The following is a 20,907-nucleotide window of genomic DNA, read 5'->3' as shown; positions in this document are numbered from 1 at the left end:
GCGGGCGTACGGGCCCGCTGCGACCGGAGGTACCGGACGCTGAGCGCTTCAGGCCTGGGCCTGAATTACTCGGCAGCCTCGGTGGTGTCCTCGGCCTCGGCGGGAGCCGGCGTACCGGCACCGCCCTGCTCGACCTTCGCGCGGAGTGCCTCGGCAGTGCGGGCGAACTCCACCAGCGGAGCCTGGAAGGTCGCCGCGGCCTTGGCCATGGACGCCTTCAGGCCGCCGGCCAGCTTGGCGAGCAGCACCTCGCGGGACTCGAGGTCCGCGAGCTTCTTGATCTCATCGGCGGTCAGCGCCTTACCGTCAAGGACACCGCCCTTGATGATGAGAGCGGGGTTCTCCTTGGCGAAGTCACGCAGAGCCTTCGCCGACTCCACCGGGTCACCGGTGACGAAGGCGACAGCCGTCGGACCCGTGAACAGGTCGTCCAGCACAGAGATCCCGGCCTCGTTGGCCGCAATCTTGGTCAGCGTGTTCTTCACCACGGCGTACTGGGCGTTCTCGCCCAGCGAGCGACGCAGGTTCTTGACCTGCTTCACCGTCAGACCGCGGTACTCGGTCAGCACTGCCGCGTTCGAGGTACGGAACTTGTCCGTGATCTCTGCGACGGCAGCGGCCTTGTCGGGCCTTGCCATAGGCTTACGCCTCCTTCCGTGATGTCGAGGTCGGCCGACCTTGGACAAGTCGACCTACTACGCCTCGGACCGCGCGGATAGGAGTGCTCTCGGAAGATCCGCGCCACGGACGCGCCGTGGTGCGAAAACACTGAGAGCCCCGGTGCGCAGGCGCACGGGGCTCATGAGAACCTCGACAGTCACGCGGCGAACCACGGGACCGGAAGTCCAAGCTCCAAACACTCCTGCGCGGGCTGCCTGCGACAATGCGCAGATCCTTCGGTCACCACGCATCCTTGCGGACACACGGCAACAACCAGCGGTCTTTGGCTTCCACCAGAGTACGGGTGATTGGCTCGCGGGCCAAATCGCTACTGGCCGGCGTCCTGGGTGTCGCTCTCCGCCGGGGCCTGCACCGAGAAGGCGCCGCCGTAGTCGCTGAAGAGCACGGTCTCGTCGAAGCCGCCCTGACCGCCCTGGCCGGACCGCTCCAGCTTCACCAGCTGGTCGTGGTCGTTGAGCCAGAGGTCGAGGTCGAGCGTGGTCACGCCGCCCTGGGAGAGCGCCGTGGCCAGCTGCTGCTGGCGGTAGGCGGTCAGCAGGGGCTGCTGGGCCGCGACGTAGTCGGCCACCGAGACGGTCGCCCGGTAGTGCTGGACGGTGCTCTCGCCCAGCTTCTCCTCGCCCAGCAGCTGAAGATCCGCGGCGGCGGCCGCACCGGCCACCGCTACCTGCGGGTTGAGCTGGTCGATCAGCTGCGCGAACGGGGTCTCGGTGCGCCCGTCCGGTCCGGTGACCTCGGCGGACTTCTCCCAGTGCCGGCCGCCGAGCCGGGCCGCGGTGGCGGCGTCGCCGCCCTGGTAGGAGACGGTGTCCAGGACGATCAGCTGGCTGCTGGTGCCGTCGACGGTCCGCTGGAGCTGCATCACCGTCCGCGGTGCCCAGAAGAGCACTCCGTCGCCGCTCTCACTGTCGGAGCGGCCGGCCGAGGTGCTGCTCAGCTGGTAGCTGATCTTGGCCCGGCGGGTGGTCAGCAGCCCCTGCTCGGACGAGACCAGGACGCCGTGCGGGGAGCGGTCGGCGGACTTGGAGCCCTCCGAGGGCGAGGCGCTGGCGGACGGGGAGGCCGAGGACCCGGGCTGGTCGCCCGCTCCCCCGCCGCAGGCCGCTAGCGTGCCGATCATCGTAATCGCGATCGCCAGTGCCGCTGCCGTGCGCCGTCCCGCCACCCTTGCCTCCTGGTCCACTCAGTCCCTTCAGGTTGCCACGTCCCGCTGAGACAGCCCCCGGCTGACTGCCGGCCCGGGGCACGGTACGCGCCCCGGGCCGGCAGTCAGCCGCCCATCATCACGCCGAGCAGCTTGAGCTGGTCGGCCGGCGCGACCTGGTCGCTCGCCGGCGGAGCCGTCACGGTGACCTTCACGCCGAAGTCGGAGTACTTCGTGGTGGTGGCGGTGCTCTGGTCCGCGGACGGCGCGGCCGAGGCGTCGTTCGTGCCGACCTCCTTCTGCTGGACCAGCTGGTGCTGGCCGTTCAGCCAGAAGTCGGAGGTGATCGTGGAGCCCTCCTGGGTCAGCGCGGTCAGCACCGTCTTGCGATCGGCGTCCGAGAGGTTCGGGACGGAGGCCACCATGGTCGCGGTGGGCATCACGCTCTGGTAGTGCTCGGTGCTCGCCCCGTCCAGCGACTCGGAGCCGACCTTGCTGAGCTTGCCGCCCTGCGCGGCGGCGGTGAGCTGGACGGCCGGGTTCACCATCATGGCCAGCGCCTGGAAGTTGGCGGTCATGCTGCCGGCCGGGCCGGTGCCGTCGAGCTTGATCCAGTGCTTGCCACCGACGGCGGCCGCCTGCTGGTCGCTCACCCCGAGGTACATCACGCCGCCGACCATCCGGACCTTCATCGCCTGGCCGGACTGCTGCTCGGAGATGTCCATGGCCGGCTGGGCGCCGCCCCAGGAGTACAGGCCGGTGCCCTCGTCGGCCTTGCCGCCCGCCGAGCTGACCGCCAGCTTGGCGCTGCCGGCCTTCTGCATGACCGCGGCCGCGGCCAGCAGGTCGGCCTTCGGGCCGAGCGAACCCGCCGCTCCGCCGCCCGCGCCCGCACCCGCGGCGCTCGCCACGGCGGTCGGCAGGACGTCCGTGCTCTTCTTGGCGCTGCTGCCGCAGGCCGCCAGGGCCCCGACCAGCAGAGCCGATGCCGCCACCGCCGACGCGATCCGCACTGCTCGCACGACAACTCCCCCTTGTTACTTCTCAGATCAAAACTTCTCAGATCAAACGACCAGCGGACTCTAACTGAAACCGAGGACACCCCGGCAACCGGGTTTGGTTCCCCGGGCCGTCCCCGGAACGACGCAGGACCCGCACCCCCGGAAGGGGTACGGGTCCTGGTGGTACGTCAGACCTACGGCACGTCAGACCTGGAGAGGTCAGATCGAGGCCGGGTCCTCCTCGACCATGAGGTTGCGGGTCTTGTTCGGGTCCACCTGGATGCCGGGGCCCATGGTGGTGGAGACCGCGGTCTTCTTGATGTAGCGGCCCTTGGCGGCGGACGGCTTGGCCCGGAGGACCTCGTCCAGCGCCGCGGCGTAGTTCTCGACCAGCTGCTCGTCGGTGAAGGAGGTCTTCCCGATGATGAAGTGCAGGTTCGAGTGCTTGTCCACGCGGAACTCGATCTTGCCGCCCTTGATGTCCGTGACAGCCTTCGCCACGTCCGGGGTGACCGTTCCGGTCTTCGGGTTCGGCATCAGGCCACGGGGACCGAGCACGCGGCCGAGGCGGCCGACCTTGCCCATGAGGTCCGGGGTGGCGACGACGGCGTCGAAGTCCAGACGGCCCTTGGCGACCTCGTCGATGAGCTCGTCGGAGCCCACGATGTCGGCGCCCGCAGCCAGCGCAGCCTCTGCACGGTCGCCGGTCGCGAAGACCAGGACCCGGGCGGTCTTACCGGTGCCGTGCGGCAGGTTGACGGTGCTGCGGACCATCTGGTCGGCCTTGCGCGGGTCGACACCCAGACGCATGGCAACCTCGACGGTCGCGTCGAACTTGGTGGTGGACGTCTCGCGGGCGAGGCGGATGGCCTCGAGCGGGGCGTACAGGCGGTCTACGACCTTGGCGTCTGCGGCCTTGAGGGCCTTGCTGCGCTGCACTTCTGCTCCTGAGTTGTGGAGTCGTGGTGTCTACGGGCCGCGCTGGCCCTACCACAGTGGAAAAAAGCGGGTTACTTAGCCCTCGACCGTGATGCCCATCGACCGGGCGGTGCCGGCGATGATCTTCTCCGCCGCGTCCAGGTCGTTGGCGTTCAGGTCGGGGAGCTTCGTGGTGGCGATCTCGCGGACCTGGGCGCTGCTGATCTTCGCGACCTTGGTCTTGTGCGGCTCGCCGGAGCCCTTCTCCACGCCCGCGGCCTTCAGGATGAGGCGAGCGGCCGGCGGAGTCTTGGTGATGAAGGTGAAGGAGCGGTCGTCGTAGACCGTGATCTCCACCGGCACGACCATTCCGCGCTGCGACTCGGTCGCGGCGTTGTAGGCCTTGCAGAACTCCATGATGTTGACGCCGTGCTGACCCAGCGCGGGGCCGACCGGCGGAGCCGGGTTGGCCGCGCCGGCCTTGATCTGGAGCTTGATAAGCCCCGTGATCTTCTTCTTCTTGGGAGGCATGTCTCTCCGGGTCCTTCCGTTAGGTGGGTGTGTACGGACCGGGGCGACACCCGGACGAGAGTACACACAGCGGACCAGGCTAACGCGAATGCGCTGCCAGGCCAAAACGGGTTCGGGGCGAGGCCGTCGGCCCCACCCCGAACCCGAAGACTTTGAACCGCCCGGTAGGGCTAGTTCTTCTGGATCTGGTCGAAGGAGAGCTCGACCGGGGTCTCCCGGCCGAAGATCTCGACCAGGCCCTTGACCTTCTTCGAGTCGGGGTTGATCTCGTTGATGGTCGCCTGGAGGGTCGCGAACGGGCCGTCCGTGACGGTGACCGAGTCGCCGACCTCGAAGTCCAGGACCTGGATCTCGCTCGGCTTGACCGGCGAGGGCTTGCCGGCGTCCTTGGCCGCCTGGCGCTCCACGTCGGGGGCGAGCATCTTGACGACCTCGTCCAGGGTCAGCGGGTACGGGTCGTAGGCGTTGCCGACGAAGCCGGTGACACCGGGGGTGTTGCGCACGACGCCCCAGGACTCCGGGGTCAGGTCCAGGCGCACCAGCACGTAGCCGGGGAGCTTGTTCTGGCGGATCGTCTTGCGGTCGCCGTTCTTGATCTGGACGACCTCTTCCTGCGGCACCTCGGCCTGGAAGATGTACTCCTCGACGTTCAGCGAGACGGCGCGCTGCTCGAGGTTCTGCTTCACGCGGTTCTCGTAGCCGGCGTAGGTGTGGATGACGTACCACTCGCCGGGAGCGGTGCGCAGCTCCTCGCGGAACTTGGCGACCGGGTCGACGTCCTCCTCGGCCTCCTCCGCCTCCTCGACCAGCTCGGCCTCGGCGGAGTCGTCGAACGCCTCGGCGGCCTCGGCGTCCTCGTCGCTCACCTCGTGCAGCGCGGCCTCCTCGGCGGGCAGGCCGACCTCGGCCTCGTCCGCAGCTTCGACCTCGTCCTCGTCGCTGTCCACGGCGTTGACGATCTGCTCTTCATCCTGGGAGTCGTCGGCCGACTCGGTGAACTCAGCGGCCTCGACGTCGTCGCCAGCCTCGTCGGACAACTCGGTGGCCTCGGGGTCGGCAGCCTCAGCCGCATCCAGCTCGGCGGCGACATCCGCATCCGCCTCGCGGACGGTCTCGTCGGCGTCGTACAGGGGGGACTCAGACACGGTGGCTGCTTCTTTCCTGGAGGTGTGGAGATGGTACGGCTCCGTGCCGCTCCGGCTGCGCGCCGCTGGCGCGGTGCGTGAGGCGGTGCGGCTCGAAGTCTCAACAGTACCGAGTCAACGGTAGCGGGCTCGTCCGGCAGGTGCAGACAGCTCGACCCGGACCGGTCCCCTCAGGTTTTCTGAAGGGCCGATCCGGGTCGGGGAAAGCTGTGTGCGCGAGTGGCTCCCGTACGGGTCAGCCGAAGACCCAGAAGCTGAGCTTCGCGAAGCCCCAGTCCAGCGTGGCGACCACACCGATGATGACGGCCACGAAGACCACCACGACGCTGGTGTAGTTCATCAGCTCGCTGCGGGTGGGCCAGACGACCTTGCGCAGCTCCGCGATGATCTGGCGGTAGTACAGGCCGGTCCGAGCGATCAGGCCGCGCTTGGCGCGCTTGCCCGACGTCTTCTCGACACCGCCGGCAGCCTTGTTGGCACGCTTGCGAGCACGCCGCGAGAGCGACGTGTCACTCTCGGAGCTCGCAGTGCCTTCCGCGGCATCCTCGATGGGCGCCGCGTCCTCGGCACCCTCGGGGTTGCCGCTCTCAGGCGTTGCGGTGGAGCCCGTGGTCTCCGTCACTCGTCCTCACCTGAATCCGGGTCCTGCCGAGTGTCACTGGCGTGCCGCGGGGAGCACGAGCGATCCGGCGAAAGGCAGTGCTAGTGGGGCCCTCTCCGCATCAAGCCCGCTCGCTCGGTCGGAGCGAACGGGCTGGACTTGGATCAAGCAGCAGGGCACGAGGGACTCGAACCCCCAACCGCCGGTTTTGGAGACCGGAACTCTACCAATTGAGCTAGTGCCCTACAGCGCCTTGCGGCGCTTGAGATGTCCCCTAACCTACCGCATCGGACCGGCTGCGTGGTGAACGCTTTCGGTGATCCAGCGGGCCGGAGCCATCGATCAGTGAGTGTACGGGTTCGGAGGCGATTGGTCGAACCCCTTCACCCGGTGAACCTGATGAGACGCCAGAGGTACGGATGGTGAAACGGCGATGCCCGGGTCGTGCGGTGTCTGCGACGATGCAGGTATGAGCGCTTCCACCTCCGCTAACACCACTCCGACCGACCGCCGGGTCTCGGCCCGCGTCGGCGCCATCGCCGAGTCCGCCACCCTCGCCGTCGATGCCAAGGCCAAGGCCCTCAAGGCCGCCGGCCGGCCCGTGATCGGCTTCGGCGCGGGCGAACCGGACTTCAACACTCCGGACTACATCGTCGAGGCGGCCATCGCGGCCTGCCGGGAGCCGAAGAACCACCGGTACACGCCGGCCGGCGGCCTCCCCGAGCTCAAGGCGGCCATCGCGGCGAAGACCCTGCGCGACTCCGGCTACCAGGTGGAGGCCTCGCAGGTACTGGTGACCAACGGCGGCAAGCAGGCCATCTACGAGGCCTTCGCCGCCATCCTGGACCCGGGCGACGAGGTCATCGTCCCCGCGCCCTACTGGACCACCTACCCCGAGTCGATCCAGCTCGCCGGCGGTGTCGCGGTCGAGGTGGTGGCCGACGAGACCACCGACTACAAGGTCTCCGTCGAGCAGCTGGAGGCGGCCCGCACCCAGCGCACCAAGGTGGTGCTCTTCGTCTCGCCGTCCAACCCGACCGGCTCCGTCTACACGCAGTCCGAGGCCGAGGCGATCGGCCGCTGGGCCCTGGAGCACGGCCTGTGGGTGCTGACCGACGAGATCTACGAGCACCTGGTCTACGGCGACGCGACCTTCACCTCGCTGCCCGCCCTGCTGCCCGAGCTGGCCGACAAGTGCATCGTGGTCAACGGCGTGGCCAAGACCTACGCGATGACCGGCTGGCGGGTCGGGTGGCTGATCGGCCCCAAGGACGTGGTGGCCGCCGCGACCAACCTGCAGTCGCACGCCACCTCCAACGTGAGCAACGTGGCCCAGCAGGCCGCGCTGGCAGCCGTCAGCGGCGACCTCACCGCGGTCGACGAGATGCGCAAGGCCTTCGACCGCCGCCGCCAGACCATCGTGCGGATGCTCAACGAGATCGACGGCGTGGTCTGCCCCGAGCCCGAGGGCGCCTTCTACGTCTACCCGTCGGTCAAGGGCCTGCTGGGCAAGGAGATCCGCGGGCGCCGTCCGCAGACCTCCGCCGAGCTGGCCGCGCTGATCCTGGACGAGGCCGAGGTCGCGGTCGTTCCCGGCGAGGCCTTCGGCACCCCCGGCTACCTGCGGCTCTCCTACGCGCTGGGTGACGCCGACCTGGCCGAGGGGGCGGCCCGGATGCAGAAGCTGCTGGGCGAGGCCCGCGACTGACGTCCATGTGACCGGTACCGCCCCCTTCACCCTTCCGAGGGACTTGCAGGGGGCGGTTCCCGTTCCGGGGGTGGATACGGCAGGATCGGCGAATGGAACACCAGCCGCCGCGCCGAGACGTCCTGGGCCTGCCGAAGGCCCACCTCCATCTGCACTTCACCGGTTCGATGCGCCCGGCCACCCTGCTGGAACTGGCCGACAAGCACCGGGTCCGGCTGCCCGAGGCCCTGAGCAGCGGCACGCCCCCGAAGCTGCGGGCGACCGACGAGCGCGGCTGGTTCCGCTTCCAGCGCCTCTACGACACCGCGCGCTCGGTGCTGCGCGACGAGCAGGACATCCGCCGGCTGGTCCGGGAGACCGCCGAGGACGAGGTCGCCGACGGCTCGCGCTGGCTGGAGATCCAGGTCGACCCGACCTCCTACGCGCCGCTGCTCGGCGGCCTGATCCCGGCGCTCGAACTGATCCTGGACGCCGTCCGGGAGGCCTCCACCGCCACCGGCGTGGGCATCCGGGTACTGGTGGCCGCGAACCGGATGAAGTCACCGATGGACGCCCGGACGCTGGCCCGGCTCGCGGTGCGCTACGCGGACCACGGCGTGGTGGGCTTCGGCCTCTCCAACGACGAGCGGCGCGGCCTGGCCCGGGACTTCGACCGGGCCTTCCTGATCGCCCGCAAGGGTGATCTGCTGGCCGCCCCGCACGGCGGGGAGCTGGCCGGCCCGGAGTCGGTGCGGGACTGCCTGGACGACCTGGGGGCCGGCCGGATCGGCCACGGCGTCCGGGCCGCCGAGGACCCGCGGCTGCTCCAGCGGCTGTCCGATCGTCAGATCACCTGCGAGGTGTGCCCGACGTCGAACGTCTCGCTCGGCGTCTACGAGGAGGCCTCCGCCGTACCGCTGCGGACGCTCTTCGACGCCGGGGTGCCGCTGGCGCTGGGCGCGGACGACCCGCTGCTCTTCGGCTCCCGGCTGGCTGCCCAGTACCGGCTGGCGCGCGACGTGCACGGCTTCTCGGACGCCGAACTCGCCGAGCTGGCCCGGCAGTCGGTGCGCGGCTCGCGGGCCCCGGACAGCGTGCAGAAGGAGCTGCTGGCCGATATCGACACCTGGCTGACCACGCCACTGACTGAGAGAACCGCCGCCTCATGAGCCACAGCCACCACAGCAGCCACAGCAGCCACAGCAGTAGCCACACGACCCACCACAGCGGCGGCTACGGCACCCACGGGGGATCGAGCGGCGGCAGCAGCGCCGGTACCGTCCTGACCATCGTGCTGCTGGCGATCGCGCTGGTCTTCGGCACGGTGATCCTGCTGGTCAGACGGGCCAACCGGCGCAGCTGACCCCTACAGCTCGACGCCCACCATCACCGGCTCGTTGACCAGTTCCACCCCGAACGAGGCGTGCACGCCGTCGCGGATCTCGCGGGCCAGCGCGAGCAGGTCCTCGGTGCTGGCCCGGCCGCGGTTGGTCAGCGCCAGGGTGTGCTTGGTGGAGAGGGTGGCCGGGCCGGAGCCGTAGCCCTTGGTGAAGCCGGCCCGGTCGATCAGCCAGGCCGCGGAGGTCTTGGTGCAGCCGTCCGCAGCGGGGTAGAGCGGCGCGTTCAGCCCCTCGACGCGGCTCAGGAAGGCCTGGTGCTCCTCGGGGGTCAGGATCGGGTTGGTGAAGAAGGAGCCCGCCGACCAGGTGTCGTGGTCGGCCGGGTCCAGCACCATGCCCTTGCCGGCCCGCAGCGCCAGCACCGTCTCGTACGCCGTGCGCAGCGGCACCCGCTGCCCGGCCTCGGCGCCCAGGGTCCTGGCCACCTCGGCGTACCGGACCGGCGAGGACTGCCCGGCGGCGTCCTCCAGCGCGAAGCGGACCCGCAGCACCACGTAGCGGTCGGGGTCCGCCTTGAAGCGGCTGTGGCGGTAGGAGAAGGCGCAGTCGGCGTTGTCCAGGGTGACCGTCTCGCCGGCCACCCGGTCGTAGGCGACCACCTCGGTGATGCCGGTGGCCACCTCCTGGCCGTACGCGCCGACGTTCTGCACCGGCGTGGCACCGGCCGAACCCGGGATCCCGGCCAGGAACTCGACACCGGCCAGCCCCGCGTCCACCGTCCGGGCCACCGCCTCGGACCAGACCTCGCCGGCCGCCAGCTCCAGCGCGGTGCCCTCCAGCGCGAACCCGGTGGTGGCGATCCGCAGCACCGTCCCCTCGAAGCCCGCATCCCCGATCACCAGGTTGCTGCCGCCGCCGATCACCAGCAGCGGCTCACCGGCGGCATCGGCCTCACGGACGACCGCGACGACCTCGGCATCGGTCTCCGCGGTGACCAGCCGACGGGCGGGCCCGCCGAGCCGGAGCGTGGTCAGAGGGGCGAGAGGAGCGTTTTCAAGTACCAGCACGCCCCCAGCGTACGGGTCCCGTGGAGGGCGATTCGTCCGTAGCGTGTGGTCAGGCGGACTGGAGGGTGTGGGCGTCGGCGGGGGTGACGGCGGGGTCGGCGGGGCGGGCGCGGGGGATCAGCAGGGCGCAGAGCGCCGCGGCGGCGACGGCGGCGGCGCCCACGTAGAGGGCGGGGACCAGGCCGTCGGTGAAGCGCTGGGTGGAGCCGTAGCCGCCGCGGGCGGTGAAGACCGAGGAGAGCGCGGCCACCCCCAGTGCGCCGCCGACCTCGCGCATCGCGTTGTTGGCGCCGGAGGCTATGCCCTGCTCCTGCGGGCGGACACTGGCCATCACCAGGTTGGCGGTGGGAGCGAAGTAGAGCGACATCCCGATGCCGCAGACCACCAGCGAGGGCACCTGGGCGCCGTACGAGCCGCCGGAGTGCGTGACCGCGGCGAACATCGCCAGGCCGAGGGCCTGCAGGGCGAGCCCGGTGGCCACGATCGGGCGGCCGCCGATCCGGTCCGAGAGGACGCCGGCGATCGGCGAGACGATCAGCGGCATGCCGGTCCAGGGCAGCATCCGGATGCCGGCCTCGGTCGGGGTGTAGCCGCCGCTGCCCTGGAGGAACTGGCTGATCAGGAAGATCGAGCCGAACATGCCGAGGTACATCAGCAGGCTGGCGGCGTTGACGGCGGAGAACGCCCGGCTGCGGAAGAGCCGCATCGGGAGCATCGGGTGGGCCGCCCGCAGTTCGTAGCGGACGAAGCCGACCAGCAGCACGGCGCCCGCGATCAGTCCGGTGAGCACCGGGCCGCTGGTCCAGCCGTCGGCGTTGGCGCGGATCAGGCCGAAGACGATGCCGAACAGCGCGCTGCTGACCAGCGCCGTCCCGACCGCGTCCAGTCGGGCCCCGGCGCCCCTGCTCTCGCTCAGGCGCAGCCGGGCCAGCGGCAGCAGGAGCAGGCCGATCGGGACGTTCAGCCAGAAGATCCACTGCCAGGAGAGGTGCTGGGTGAGGACGCCGCCGATCAGCGGTCCGGTGGCGACGGCGAGGCCGTTGACGCCGGACCAGATGCCGAAGGCCATGCCGCGCCGGGCGGCGGGGACGGCGGTGGTCAGCAGGGTGAGGGTGAGCGGCATCATCACGGCCGCCCCGACGCCTTGCAGTGCCCGGGCGGCGATCAGCCAGTTGATGGTGGGGGCGAGCGCGGCGGCGGCGGAGCCCGCGGTGAAGATGGCGAGCCCGGAGAGGAAGAACAGGCGGCGGCCGAACCGGTCGCCGAGCGCGGCACCGAACATCAGCAGCACGGCGAAGGTGAGCGTGTAGGCGCTCACCGTCCACTCCAGGTCGGAGAGTTGGCCGCCGAGGTCGGCGCGGATGGAGGGCAGTGCGGTGGTGACCACCAGGTTGTCGAGGGCGGCCATGAAACCGGCCACGCTGGTGATCACCAGGGTCCAGACTGCGGGGCGGCCGAAACCGGCTGACCCGGCGGGTTCCTGCTCGACGGCGGTGGTGCTGACCTTGGCCATGAGGTGCGGTCCTGTCCTGTCCGTATACGGCGAGATAGTTAGTAGTCACTAAGTTCTGCTGGCAACAGAGAGGCCGGGCAACCCCGGCCGCCGCCGATCACTGCGGCTCCGGTTGACCTCCGCGGAGTCCGTCCCAGACCCGGTGCTGCTGGGGGTAGCCGAGCAGCAGCAGGACGTTCATCAGCATCCCGTGCGACATGAAGCCGGCGGTCGCCTGCGCGTCCGCCCCCAGCTTCAGGTGCACCAGGTCGTACAGGTCCGACCAGGACTCCCGGATGGCCGCGCCGAACTCGTGGTCACCCTCGATCTCGGCGGAGCTGACCGCGACGTACATCTGCATCTGGAACAGCAGGCGCTCGCGGTCCACGATCATGCGCTCGTACTCGCGGGACATCGCCTCCCGGGCGTCCTCCCCCTCGCGGCCCTCGGCGGCCCGCTCGAAGCCCGCCCGGATGTCGGCGGTGCAACTGCGGCAGGCCGCCAGGAAGATCGCCTGCTTGCTGCCGAAGAGCCGGAACAGGTACGGCTGCGAGACCCCGACCCGGCGGGCGATCGCCTCGGTCGAGGTGCCGTGGTACCCGTGCTTCGCGAACTCGGTGATCGCGGCCCGCACGACGCTCTCGCGCCGCTCCTCGGCACTCATCCGGATGCTGGTCTTCGCCATGAGCGCTAAGTTAGTAACTACTTACTACCTTGTCAAAGGGACGCGGCGGGTCGGGAGCAGCGGCCCCCGACCCGCTCGCGCGGGCAGTGCGTCAGCCGAGCTGGACCACGGCCCGCGACATGCCGAGCACCTTCAGGTCGCGGTTCTTCACCAGCAGGTCGACCCGCACCCGGCGGTCCTCCAGCAGGGCGGCGACCTTGGCGGTGACCTCGATGCTGGTCCCCACACCGTCGTTCGGCACCGGGACGGGCTTGGTGAAGCGCACGCCGTACTCGATCACCGCTCCCGGGTCGCCGACCCAGTCGGTCACCACCCGGACGGCCTCGGCCATCGTGAACATCCCGTGCGCGATGACGTCGGGCAGGCCGACCTCCAGCGCGAACTTCTCGTTCCAGTGGATCGGGTTGAAGTCGCCGGAGGCGCCCGCGTACTGGACGAGCGCGGCGCGCGTCACCGGGAAGGACCGTGCCGGGAGCTCGGTCCCGACCTCGACGTCGTCGAAGCTGATCGCCATCGTCACTCCCCCGTCTCTTCGGCGGCCCGGGCCACCAGTGTCATGAAGGAGGTCACCACGTGCTCGCCGCTCGCCTCGTGCAGCTCGCCGCGCACCGTGAGAACCTCGTTGCCCGCCAGCGACTTGATGGCGTCGATGACGATCGTCACAGTGAGCCGGTCGCCGGCCCGGACCGGACGGGTGTAGACGAAGCGCTGGTCCCCGTGCACGACCCGGCTGAAGTCCAGCCCCAGTTCGGGATCCCCGACCACCTGCCCGGCGGCCCGGTAGCTCAGCACGAACGGGAAGGTCGGCGGAGCGATCACGTCGGGGTACCCGAGCGCCTTGGCCGCCTCCGGGTCGGTGTACACCGGGTTGGCGTCACCGATCGAGACGGCGAACTCGCGGATCTTCTCCCGGCCCACCTCGTACGGCTCGGTGGGCGGATACGTCCGCCCGATGAAGGAGGGGTCGAGCGGCATGGCTACTCCTCGGATTCCTTTGGGGCGGATACGACTTCAGGCCGCACCCCTGAGAGGGATGCGGCCTGAAGCCTATGACCTGCTTGCACAGGCCCGGTTGACGCCCTAGGGGGTCAGCGGGTCTCGCGGTGCGCGGTGTGCGAGTTGCAGCGGGGGCAGTGCTTCTTCATCTCAAGACGGTCCGGGTCGTTACGCCGGTTCTTCTTGGTGATGTAGTTCCGCTCCTTGCACTCCACGCAGGCCAGCGTGATCTTCGGGCGGACGTCGGTGGCAGCCACGGGAGTGCCTTCCTTGAACAATGAATGATGACACGACAAGAGTAGTCGATCGGGAGTCTGACTCCCGATCGACTACGCGGGTAGCGGTGACCGGACTTGAACCGGTGACACAGCGATTATGAGCCGCTTGCTCTACCAACTGAGCTACACCGCTTTGATGGACCGGCCTCCCGCCGAAGCGGGAGGTCTGTCCACCAGAGCCCCCATGCGGAATCGAACCGCAGACCTTCTCCTTACCATGGAGACGCTCTACCGACTGAGCTATAGGGGCGAACGAGGAAGAGATTACACGGTTCCGGGCCAGAGGTGAAATCCGTATGCCGGCCGCAAGATCCCAGGTGGACGGCTTGCACAGAGCAGCGAGCCAAGGCTGCACGTTCGAGTCGGCCATGACTTGCGCGAGCCTCCCGGCTCCGTACCCGAACTGACCATAGGCTCGACCGCCAGTGATCTTTCGGCGACCGGCCAGCAGCTGGACCGGCGCGGCACAGCTGGGAGGAGCCTGGATGAGCGCGGACAGCGCACCCACCGACGGGCCGCAGCCCGGCAGCCCCGGTCCCGGCCCACTCGGCGGCAACCCGCTGGGGCACGGACCCGTCCTCCTGCTGACCGGCGCCCGGTTGGCCGACGGGCGGGTGGTGGACGTCCGGATCAGCGGCGACCGGATCCAGGCCGTCGGCACGGTGGGCAGCCTGGGCCCGCTGCCGCAGGCCGCCCTGCCGCCCACCGCCTCGCCCGGTGGACCAGCCGTCGTCGCCACCGGGGCCCGGATCGATCTGGCCGGCTATCTGCTGCTGCCCGCCCCCGCCGAGCCGCACGCCCACCACGACACCGCCTTCTCGGCCGCCCTGCCGCCGCCCACCGCACTGCCCGGCATCGGACCGACCGGCTCCCCCGTCCCGAGCGGGCCGCCGCGGCTGGTCCGGCCGCCCGCCCAGGAGAGCCCGGCCGAGCTGATCCGCCGGATCACCGAGGCCTCACTCACCTCACTGGGCTACGGCGCCACCGCCCAGCGCACCCACGTACGGATCGGCGACGTGCACGGACTGCGCCGCCTGGAGGCGGTGCTCACCGCCCGCCAGGCGCTGCGCGGGCTGGCCGAGCTCCAGGCCGTGGCCGTCCCGCGGCTGCTCACCGGGGCGGCCGGCGCGGACGGCCGGGCCGCGCTGCGCGAGGCGCTCAAGCTGGGCGCGGACGCCGTCGGCGGCTGCCCGGAACTCGACCCTGACCCGGCGGGCTACGTGCAGGTGCTGGTGGAGGCCGCGCTGGAGTTCGACTGCCCGGTGGACCTGCACACCCGCGGCGCCGAGCCGGCCAAACTGGCTCGCACGGTGGCCGCGTTGGCCCCGCTGCGGCCGCGGGTCACGCTCGGCCCCTGCGACGCCCTGGCCGAGGGCGGAGCGGCCGCCCTGCGGGCCGCCGGCATGCGGGTGGTCTGTCTGCCGCAGAGCGGCTCGTGCTGCGGCGTGGAGGGCCGTCCCGAGGGCCTGCGGCCCACGCTGGTACGGGAGCTGGCGGCGGCCCAGGTGCCGCTGGCGGCCGGCAGCGGCGCGCTGCGGGACGCGGCCAACCCGGTCGGCCGGGCCGACCCGCTGGAGGCGGCCTACCTGCTGGCCGGCAGCGGCGCGCTGAGCACGGCCGCCGCGTACGAGGCGGTCAGCAACCAGGCGCGGCTGCTGATGGGCCTGGCCCCGGTCCGGGTGGACGCCGGGTTCCCCGCCGAGCTGCTGGCGGTGCGCGGCGACAGCCTGGCCGGCGCACTGTCCGGCGGCCACAGCCGGCTGGTGGTGCACAGCGGACGGATCGTCAGCAGGACCAGCGCGGTCCGCGAGTTCGCGGACACCGTCGCACTGGCCCTGCCCCGCCAGAGCGGGCCCCACTAGGTCCCTCAGCGGTACTCGCGCAGCCGGGGGCGGACGGCGAGCAGGGTCAGGCCGAGGCCGGCCAGCAGCAGGACGGCGGCGGTGCCGGCCGCCCCGGCGCCCAGGTCGCCGTCGGACTGGCCGACCGCGTGGTCGAAGGCCTGCTGGTTGATCGCGATGACGTCCCCGAAGGCGTCCGAGAGGAGGCCGAAGTCGGCGTTGGACTGGCCGGGCGCGTTGCCGGTGTCGAAGGTGACGGCGTCCTGCAGCCGGCCCGCGGTGTTGAGCGCGCGGAGCTTGCGGTCGTCCGCCTGGTAGACCTGGAAGGTCGTCAACACCCGGTCGGCGGCGGCCTGTTCGCCGGGGAAGGTGATGTTGCGCAGCTCCGAGCCGAGGTAGCCGCCAAAGCCGACCTGGGAGGGGTTCTGCTGGTGGGCGGCGACCAGGGGGGCGAGCTTGTCATTGTAGGTGGAGAGCCCGGCGCCGTCGATCTGCGCGATCGACTGGGTCTTGTCGAAGAAGTTTTGCTGGTAGGCGTCGGCGCCGGCCGGGTCGCTGAGGTAGCGGCTCTCGTCCGCATTGCTGTCGTAGGCCACCGCGCGGGCCCGGCTGAGCGCGATCACCGAGTCGTACGCATTGCTCTTGGCGACCCGCAGGTGCTGTTCGGACGCGGAGACCAGCGAGAGCCCGTAGATCAGGCCGACCGCGGTGAGCACGGTCGCCAGCGCGGCCGGCGGGCTGACCCGTCGGCGGTAGCGGACGGCGATGGTGCGCTGGAGCAGGCCCAACGCGAGCAGGGCGAGCAGGCCGAAGGCCAGCAGCCACCACCGGCCGGACGCCAGGTCGGACCGCTGGGAGGCGTAACTGCCGTCCACGGTGGCCTCGCTGGCGCCCGCGACCTGGTCGGCGCCGGGCAGCAGCTGCTGCCGCAGCAGGCCGGTGGCCTGGGTGTACGCGGCCAGTGCGTCGGCGGAGGGCTTGCCGGGCGCGTCCTTGCCCTGGTCCTCCAGCAGCTCGGAGCGGGCGACCAGGGCCTCGTACTGGCCCAGGGCGCCGAGCACCGAGCCGACCGCGTGCTCGGCCGCCGGGTCCCCCGCGGCGGCCTCGGTGGCCTGCTGGAGGTCGCCGTCGGCCTGCGCCCGGCGCTGCTCGTAGACGGCCTGGGTGCTCTTGCGACGCCCGGCGTCGGCCGGGTCCGAGCCGACCAGCAGCAGGTTGGCCGCCTGGGCGTCCATGTCGCTGAGCGCGAAGTACAGGTCGGAGGCCCGGACGGCCTGCGGCGCGGCCTGGTGCCCGATGGTGTCGATGCTGGTGCGGGCGCCGCCGAGGACGGTGGCGGCGACGGCGGCGAAGGCGAGCAGGGCCGCCAGGCAGCACAGGGTGAGCGCCTGGATCCGGCGCGGCGTCGTCCAGGTGGCGCCGTGCAGCAGCCGCCGCAGCAGAGCCGCGGCCGGCCCGGTGCGGGGGACGCGCACCGGCACGGGAGTCCTCCCGGTCGTACCCGAACCCGTCTCCGCCGACGGATGCTTCCCCGGTACGACCTTTGTTCTGACTCCCGCTGCCATGGCGCGCGTCCCCTCCCCCTCACCTGGCCGCCGGTCGGGACGGGACCCGGTCGGGCCCGCCGTCTTCCGGCGCTGGTTCTGCTCCTGACCCGACCGTTGGCCGGGCTCCCCCACGGAGCGGAGCGGAACCGTCTGTGCACCGCTGACGCTATGCCCGTGGAGATCGCATTCTGCGCCTCCCTGACGCTCCCTTGGCGATCTTCGGCCCGGTCTTGACGCATCATTAGCGCCTTCTGAGCGTGCGGGGCGCTCAGGGCTCGTAGCGGTAGCCGATCCCGGGCTCGGTGATCAGGTGCCGGGGCCTGGCCGGGTCGCGCTCCAACTTCCGTCGCAGGCCCGCGAAGTAGACCCGCAGATAGTTGCCGCGGTGCTCGTGGTCGGGCCCCCAGACCGCCCGCAGGATCTGCCGGCCGGGCAGCAGCCGGCCCGGGTTGGCCAGCAGCATGGTGAGGATCCGCCACTCGGTGGGGGTCAGCCGCAGCTGCCCCTGGCTGCCGTCGGCGGGGACGACGGTGCAGGCCGCCAGGTCGATCAGGTGGTCGCCGAGCAGCACCCGGGCGATCGGTTCGGAGGCGGTCGGGCGGCGCAGCACCGCCCGCAGCCGGGCGAACAGCTCGTCCATCAGGAAGGGCTTGGTGACGTAGTCGTCGGCCCCCGCGTCCAGGGCCTGGATCTTGTCGTCCGCGCCGCTGCGCCCGGAGAGCACGATGATCGGCGCGGGGCTGCGGATCCGCAGCCGGTGGATCACCTCGACGCCGTCCAGGTCGGGCAGGCCCAGGTCCAGCAGGACGGCGTCCGGCCTGGTCCGCTCGGCGGACTCCAGTGCGTCGGTGCCGGTGGCGGCGGTGGCCACCTCGTACTTGCGGGCCCGCAGGTTGATCCGCAGGGCGCGCAGCAGTTGCGGTTCGTCGTCGACGACCAGGATGTGCGTCATGGTCCCTCCTCCGCGGCGGGCAGGGTGAGCAGCATGGTGGTGCCGCCGCCCGGGGTGTCCTCGACCTCCAGCGTGCCGCCCATCGCCTCGGCGAGGCCGCGGGAGAGAGCAAGGCCGAGTCCGACGCCGGTGGTGTTGTCGGTGTCGCCCAGGCGCTGGAAGGGCAGGAAGACCCGGTCGCGGTCGGCGGCCGGGATGCCGGGGCCGCGGTCGGCGATCCGGATCTCCACCTGGTCCAGGTGCGCGCCGGCGGTGACCAGGACGGGCGCGCCGGGGGCGTTGTGCCGCAGCGCGTTGGTGATCACGTTGGCCAGCACCCGTTCCAGCAGCGGCGGGTCGGCGAGCACCGGCGGCACGGCGGGCAGGTCGACCAGCTGCACGGGGGCGTCGGGATCCTCCAACGAGTCCAGGGCGCGCGGCAGCACCTCGTCCAGGTGGACCGGCGCCAGGTGCAGGGTGAGCGCGCCGGCCTGGAGGCGGCTCATGTCCAGCAGGTTGTCCACCAGGCGGGTCAGCTTGACCAGCGACTCGTCGGCGGTGGCGAGCAGTTCGGCCTGGTCCTCCGCGGAGAACTCGACGTCCGGGCTGCGCAGTGAGCCGACCGAGGCGCGCGCGGCGGCCAGCGGCGTACGGAGGTCGTGGCTGACGGCGGCCAGCAGCGCGGTGCGCATCCGGTCGGCGGCCTTGATCGGTTCGATCTCGGCGGCCACCGCCGCCAGCCGGTCGCGCTCCAGGGCGGCCGCGACATGGGCGGCGAAGGCGGTCAGCACCCGCTGCTCGTCGGCGGGCAGCCGGCGGCCCGAGAGGATGAGCAACGCGTCGGTGCCGACCGGGACTTCGGTGATGTCCCGGTCGACGGCACGCTCCCCTCCGGCGTCGCTGCGGGCCATCACCTCGCCGCTCTCCCGGGAGAGCAGGGCGACCGAGTCCAGGCCGAAGGTGGTCCGGGACTGCTCCAGCAGGGTCGGGATGGCGGAGCCGCCGCCCGGGCTGCCGTCGTGTCCGCGCAGCACGCTCCCCGCGAGGGTGCTGAGCGCCTCGGCCTCGGCAGTGGCCCGGGCCGCGCGGCCGGTCTGCCGGGTGGCCCGGTCGACCACGGTGGAGACGGTGAGCGCGACGACGGCGAAGACCACCAGCGCGATCACGTTGTTCGGTTCACCGATGGTGAAGGTGTGGACGGGCGGGATGAAGTAGTAGTTCAGCAGCAGCGAGGCGACCAGCGAGGCCATCAGCGCGGAGGCCGCGCCGCCGAGCAACGCGACGGCCACCACGCCGAGTTGGAAGAGCAGCGCGACGGTGGTCAGGTTCAGCGAATGCGGCAGCTCGGAGAGCAGGGCGGTCAGCCCGCAGGGCAGCACCAGGCCGGAGGTGAAGCCCGCCACGGTCCGGCGCCGGGAGTGCCGGCGGCCCAGCGAGGGCAGCCGCCCGCGGCCGGTGAACTCGTGGGTGACCATGTGGACGTCGATGTCCTCGGAGGCGTCGACGGTGGTCTCGCCGATCCCGGGACCGGTCAGGAAGCGGGCGATCCGGCCGCGCCGGCTGGTGCCCAGCACCAGCTGGGTGGCGTGGTTGGCGCGGGCGAAGCTCAGCAGTGCGGTGGGGATGTCGTCGCCGACCACCACGTGGTAGCTGCCGCCCAGGCTCTCCACCAGCTGCCGCTGGGTGGCGAGCGCGCCGGGCGAGGCGCCCGCCAGGCCGTCGCTGCGGGTGACGTGCACGGCCAGCAGTTCGCCGCCGGCCGTCCGGTCCGAGATCCGGGCCGCCCGGCGCACCAGCGTCTCGCCCTCGGGCCCGCCGGTGAGCGCGACCACGACGCGCTCCCGGGTCTCCCAGACCCGGTCGATGTTGTGCTGAACCCGGTAGTCGCGCAGGCCCTCGTCGACCCGGCCGGCCACCCAGAGCAGGGCGAGTTCCCGCAGGGCGGTCAGGTTGCCGACCCGGAAGTAGTTGGAGAGCGCGGCGTCCACCTTCTCGGCCTTGTAGACGTTGCCATGGGCCATCCGCCGGCGCAGAGCCTGCGGGGCCATGTCGACGAGTTCGATCTGATCGGCCCGCCGCACGACGTCGTCGGGGACGGTCTCGCGCTGCGGGATGCCGGTGATCTTCTGGACGACGTCGTTGAGGCTTTCCAGGTGCTGGATGTTGACGGTGGTGATGACGTCGATGCCGGCCGCCAGCAGTTCCTCGATGTCCTGCCAGCGCTTGGCGTTGCGCCCGCCGGGGATGTTGGTGTGGGCGAGCTCGTCCACCAGCGCCACGGTGGGGCGCCGGGCGAGCAGCGCGTCCACGTCCATCTCGCGGAACTCCGACTCCCGGTAGGTGCGGGTGAGCCGGGGAATGACGTCCAGCCCCTGCAGCATGCCCTCGGTGTGCCGGCGGCCGTGGCACTCGATGTAGCCGACCACCACGTCCGCCCCGCGCTCCTGTCTGCGCCGCGCCTCGTCCAGCATCCGGTAGGTCTTTCCTACTCCGGGGGCCGAGCCGAGGTACACCCGTAGCCGGCCGCGCCGGGCAGGGGTGTCGGAGCCAAGATCGCGGGCCATCAGTCCTCTTCGTCAATAGGGTCGGAAACGCGGACCGACCGGTCCGGGTGACAACCCGGACCGGCCAGCCTTTCATCCATCCTGACCTGCGGTCACTTCGTCTCGCTGAGTGCCTTGTTGAGCAGGACGACATTGACGCCGGGGTCGCCGAGGAAGCCCAGCGAGCGGCCCTCGGTGTACTTGGCGACCAGTGCCGAGACCGTCTCGAGGGACAGGCCGCGGGCCTTGGCGACCCGGGCGGTCTGCTCCTTGGCGTACGCCGGGGAGATGTGCGGGTCCAGGCCCGAGCCCGAGGCGGTCAGCGCGTCGGCCGGCACGGTGGCCGGGTCGACGCCGTCGAACGCGGCGTCCGCGGCACGGCGATCGTTGACCGCCTTCAGCAGGTCCGGGCTGTTGGGGCCCAGGTTGGAGGGCGAGGACCCGTGCGGGTCGTAGCCGTTGCCGGCCGCCGAGGGACG

Annotated in this window: 20 protein-coding genes, 3 tRNA genes and 1 pseudogene; 4 read left to right on the top strand and 20 right to left on the bottom strand. The window is 71.3% G+C overall.

The features are described 5' to 3' along the window. Window positions 1-65: 65 nt before the first annotated feature. The 8 genes and pseudogenes from rplJ to P3T37_RS29580 all read right to left on the bottom strand — a co-directional run bounded on the left by rplJ (window position 66) and on the right by P3T37_RS29580 (window position 6,266). Window positions 66-638, bottom strand: a complete 573-nt coding sequence (gene rplJ, locus P3T37_RS29615) for a 50S ribosomal protein L10 (protein ID WP_280726992.1) — start codon at window positions 636-638, stop codon at window positions 66-68. A 350-nt stretch (window positions 639-988) separates the two neighbouring features. After that, a complete protein-coding gene (locus P3T37_RS29610) occupies window positions 989-1,801 on the bottom strand; it encodes a hypothetical protein (protein ID WP_280726991.1) in 813 nt (270 codons plus the stop codon). Between the two features lie 149 nt (window positions 1,802-1,950). Next, window positions 1,951-2,847 carry a hypothetical protein gene (locus P3T37_RS29605; RefSeq protein ID WP_280726990.1) on the bottom strand — a complete coding sequence of 299 codons (897 nt, stop codon included), beginning with the start codon at window positions 2,845-2,847 and terminating at the stop codon, window positions 1,951-1,953. Between the two features lie 198 nt (window positions 2,848-3,045). Further along, a complete protein-coding gene (gene rplA, locus P3T37_RS29600; RefSeq protein ID WP_035800790.1) occupies window positions 3,046-3,765 on the bottom strand; it encodes a 50S ribosomal protein L1 in 720 nt (239 codons plus the stop codon). 75 nt (window positions 3,766-3,840) lie between these two features. Continuing rightward, window positions 3,841-4,275 (bottom strand): 50S ribosomal protein L11, encoded by a 435-nt coding sequence (gene rplK, locus P3T37_RS29595; RefSeq protein WP_035800788.1) that lies wholly within the window; start codon window positions 4,273-4,275, stop codon window positions 3,841-3,843. A gap of 170 nt (window positions 4,276-4,445) precedes the next feature. Beyond that, the gene (gene nusG / locus P3T37_RS29590) at window positions 4,446-5,351 is read right to left on the bottom strand and encodes a transcription termination/antitermination protein NusG (protein WP_348533295.1); all 906 of its coding nucleotides are present in this window, start codon (window positions 5,349-5,351) and stop codon (window positions 4,446-4,448) included. 304 nt (window positions 5,352-5,655) lie between these two features. After that, window positions 5,656-5,862 (bottom strand): annotated as a pseudogene (secE, locus tag P3T37_RS37105) (preprotein translocase subunit SecE); the annotation flags it as partial. Between the two features lie 331 nt (window positions 5,863-6,193). Next, a tRNA-Trp gene (locus P3T37_RS29580) sits at window positions 6,194-6,266 on the bottom strand. Between the two features lie 224 nt (window positions 6,267-6,490). On the opposite strand from P3T37_RS29580, the gene P3T37_RS29575 reads away from it, so the two are divergent. From P3T37_RS29575 to P3T37_RS29565, 3 genes are all read left to right on the top strand, one after another. Then, window positions 6,491-7,729, top strand: coding sequence for a pyridoxal phosphate-dependent aminotransferase (locus P3T37_RS29575; RefSeq protein WP_280726988.1), 1,239 nt, complete (start codon window positions 6,491-6,493; stop codon window positions 7,727-7,729). Between the two features lie 92 nt (window positions 7,730-7,821). Continuing rightward, window positions 7,822-8,877: an adenosine deaminase gene (locus P3T37_RS29570; protein WP_280726987.1), complete on the top strand. Its 1,056-nt coding sequence runs from the start codon at window positions 7,822-7,824 to the stop codon at window positions 8,875-8,877. Further along, window positions 8,874-9,071: a hypothetical protein gene (locus tag P3T37_RS29565; RefSeq protein WP_280726986.1), complete on the top strand. Its 198-nt coding sequence runs from the start codon at window positions 8,874-8,876 to the stop codon at window positions 9,069-9,071. Before P3T37_RS29570 ends, P3T37_RS29565 begins: the two co-directional genes overlap by 4 nt. Before the next feature lie 3 nt (window positions 9,072-9,074). Here the strand turns inward: P3T37_RS29565 and P3T37_RS29560 are convergent, their stop codons facing one another. From P3T37_RS29560 to P3T37_RS29525, 8 genes are all read right to left on the bottom strand, one after another. Continuing rightward, window positions 9,075-10,115, bottom strand: a complete 1,041-nt coding sequence (locus tag P3T37_RS29560; protein ID WP_280726985.1) for a UDP-N-acetylmuramate dehydrogenase — start codon at window positions 10,113-10,115, stop codon at window positions 9,075-9,077. A 49-nt stretch (window positions 10,116-10,164) separates the two neighbouring features. Further along, window positions 10,165-11,523 (bottom strand): DHA2 family efflux MFS transporter permease subunit, encoded by a 1,359-nt coding sequence (locus P3T37_RS29555; RefSeq protein ID WP_280727046.1) that lies wholly within the window; start codon window positions 11,521-11,523, stop codon window positions 10,165-10,167. 202 nt (window positions 11,524-11,725) lie between these two features. Continuing rightward, entirely contained in the window at window positions 11,726-12,292 is a 567-nt protein-coding gene (locus P3T37_RS29550) for a TetR/AcrR family transcriptional regulator (protein ID WP_280726984.1), read from the bottom strand. A gap of 91 nt (window positions 12,293-12,383) precedes the next feature. Then, window positions 12,384-12,812, bottom strand: coding sequence for a MaoC family dehydratase (locus P3T37_RS29545; protein ID WP_280726983.1), 429 nt, complete (start codon window positions 12,810-12,812; stop codon window positions 12,384-12,386). Further along, entirely contained in the window at window positions 12,809-13,267 is a 459-nt protein-coding gene (locus P3T37_RS29540) for a MaoC family dehydratase N-terminal domain-containing protein (protein WP_280726982.1), read from the bottom strand. Before P3T37_RS29540 ends, P3T37_RS29545 begins: the two co-directional genes overlap by 4 nt. Window positions 13,268-13,380: 113 nt before the next feature. Continuing rightward, on the bottom strand, window positions 13,381-13,545 hold the full coding sequence (gene rpmG / locus P3T37_RS29535; protein WP_006604855.1) for a 50S ribosomal protein L33: 165 nt from the start codon (window positions 13,543-13,545) through the stop codon (window positions 13,381-13,383). An 81-nt stretch (window positions 13,546-13,626) separates the two neighbouring features. After that, a tRNA-Met gene (locus P3T37_RS29530) sits at window positions 13,627-13,699 on the bottom strand. Between the two features lie 44 nt (window positions 13,700-13,743). Next, window positions 13,744-13,816, bottom strand: a tRNA-Thr gene (locus tag P3T37_RS29525). Window positions 13,817-14,051: 235 nt separating this feature from the next. Here P3T37_RS29525 and P3T37_RS29520 point away from each other — a divergent pair. After that, the gene (locus P3T37_RS29520; protein ID WP_280726981.1) at window positions 14,052-15,428 is read left to right on the top strand and encodes a hydrolase; all 1,377 of its coding nucleotides are present in this window, start codon (window positions 14,052-14,054) and stop codon (window positions 15,426-15,428) included. A gap of 5 nt (window positions 15,429-15,433) precedes the next feature. Here P3T37_RS29520 and P3T37_RS29515 read toward each other — a convergent pair whose 3' ends face one another. The 4 genes from P3T37_RS29515 to P3T37_RS29500 all read right to left on the bottom strand — a co-directional run. Continuing rightward, the gene (locus P3T37_RS29515; protein ID WP_280726980.1) at window positions 15,434-16,882 is read right to left on the bottom strand and encodes a hypothetical protein; all 1,449 of its coding nucleotides are present in this window, start codon (window positions 16,880-16,882) and stop codon (window positions 15,434-15,436) included. A gap of 340 nt (window positions 16,883-17,222) precedes the next feature. Beyond that, window positions 17,223-17,906, bottom strand: a complete 684-nt coding sequence (locus P3T37_RS29510; RefSeq protein ID WP_280726979.1) for a response regulator — start codon at window positions 17,904-17,906, stop codon at window positions 17,223-17,225. Further along, entirely contained in the window at window positions 17,903-20,449 is a 2,547-nt protein-coding gene (locus P3T37_RS29505) for a sensor histidine kinase KdpD (RefSeq protein ID WP_280726978.1), read from the bottom strand. The genes P3T37_RS29510 and P3T37_RS29505 overlap by 4 nt, the downstream gene beginning before the upstream one ends. A 92-nt stretch (window positions 20,450-20,541) precedes the next feature. Further along, window positions 20,542-20,907 (bottom strand): potassium-transporting ATPase subunit C (locus P3T37_RS29500; RefSeq protein ID WP_280726977.1); only part of this gene is annotated, 366 nt, incomplete at its 5' end.

The organism is Kitasatospora sp. MAA4, from assembly GCF_029893355.1.
In the GTDB taxonomy this organism is placed as follows: domain Bacteria; phylum Actinomycetota; class Actinomycetes; order Streptomycetales; family Streptomycetaceae; genus Kitasatospora.
This window is presented reverse-complemented; position numbering and strand designations above follow the sequence as displayed.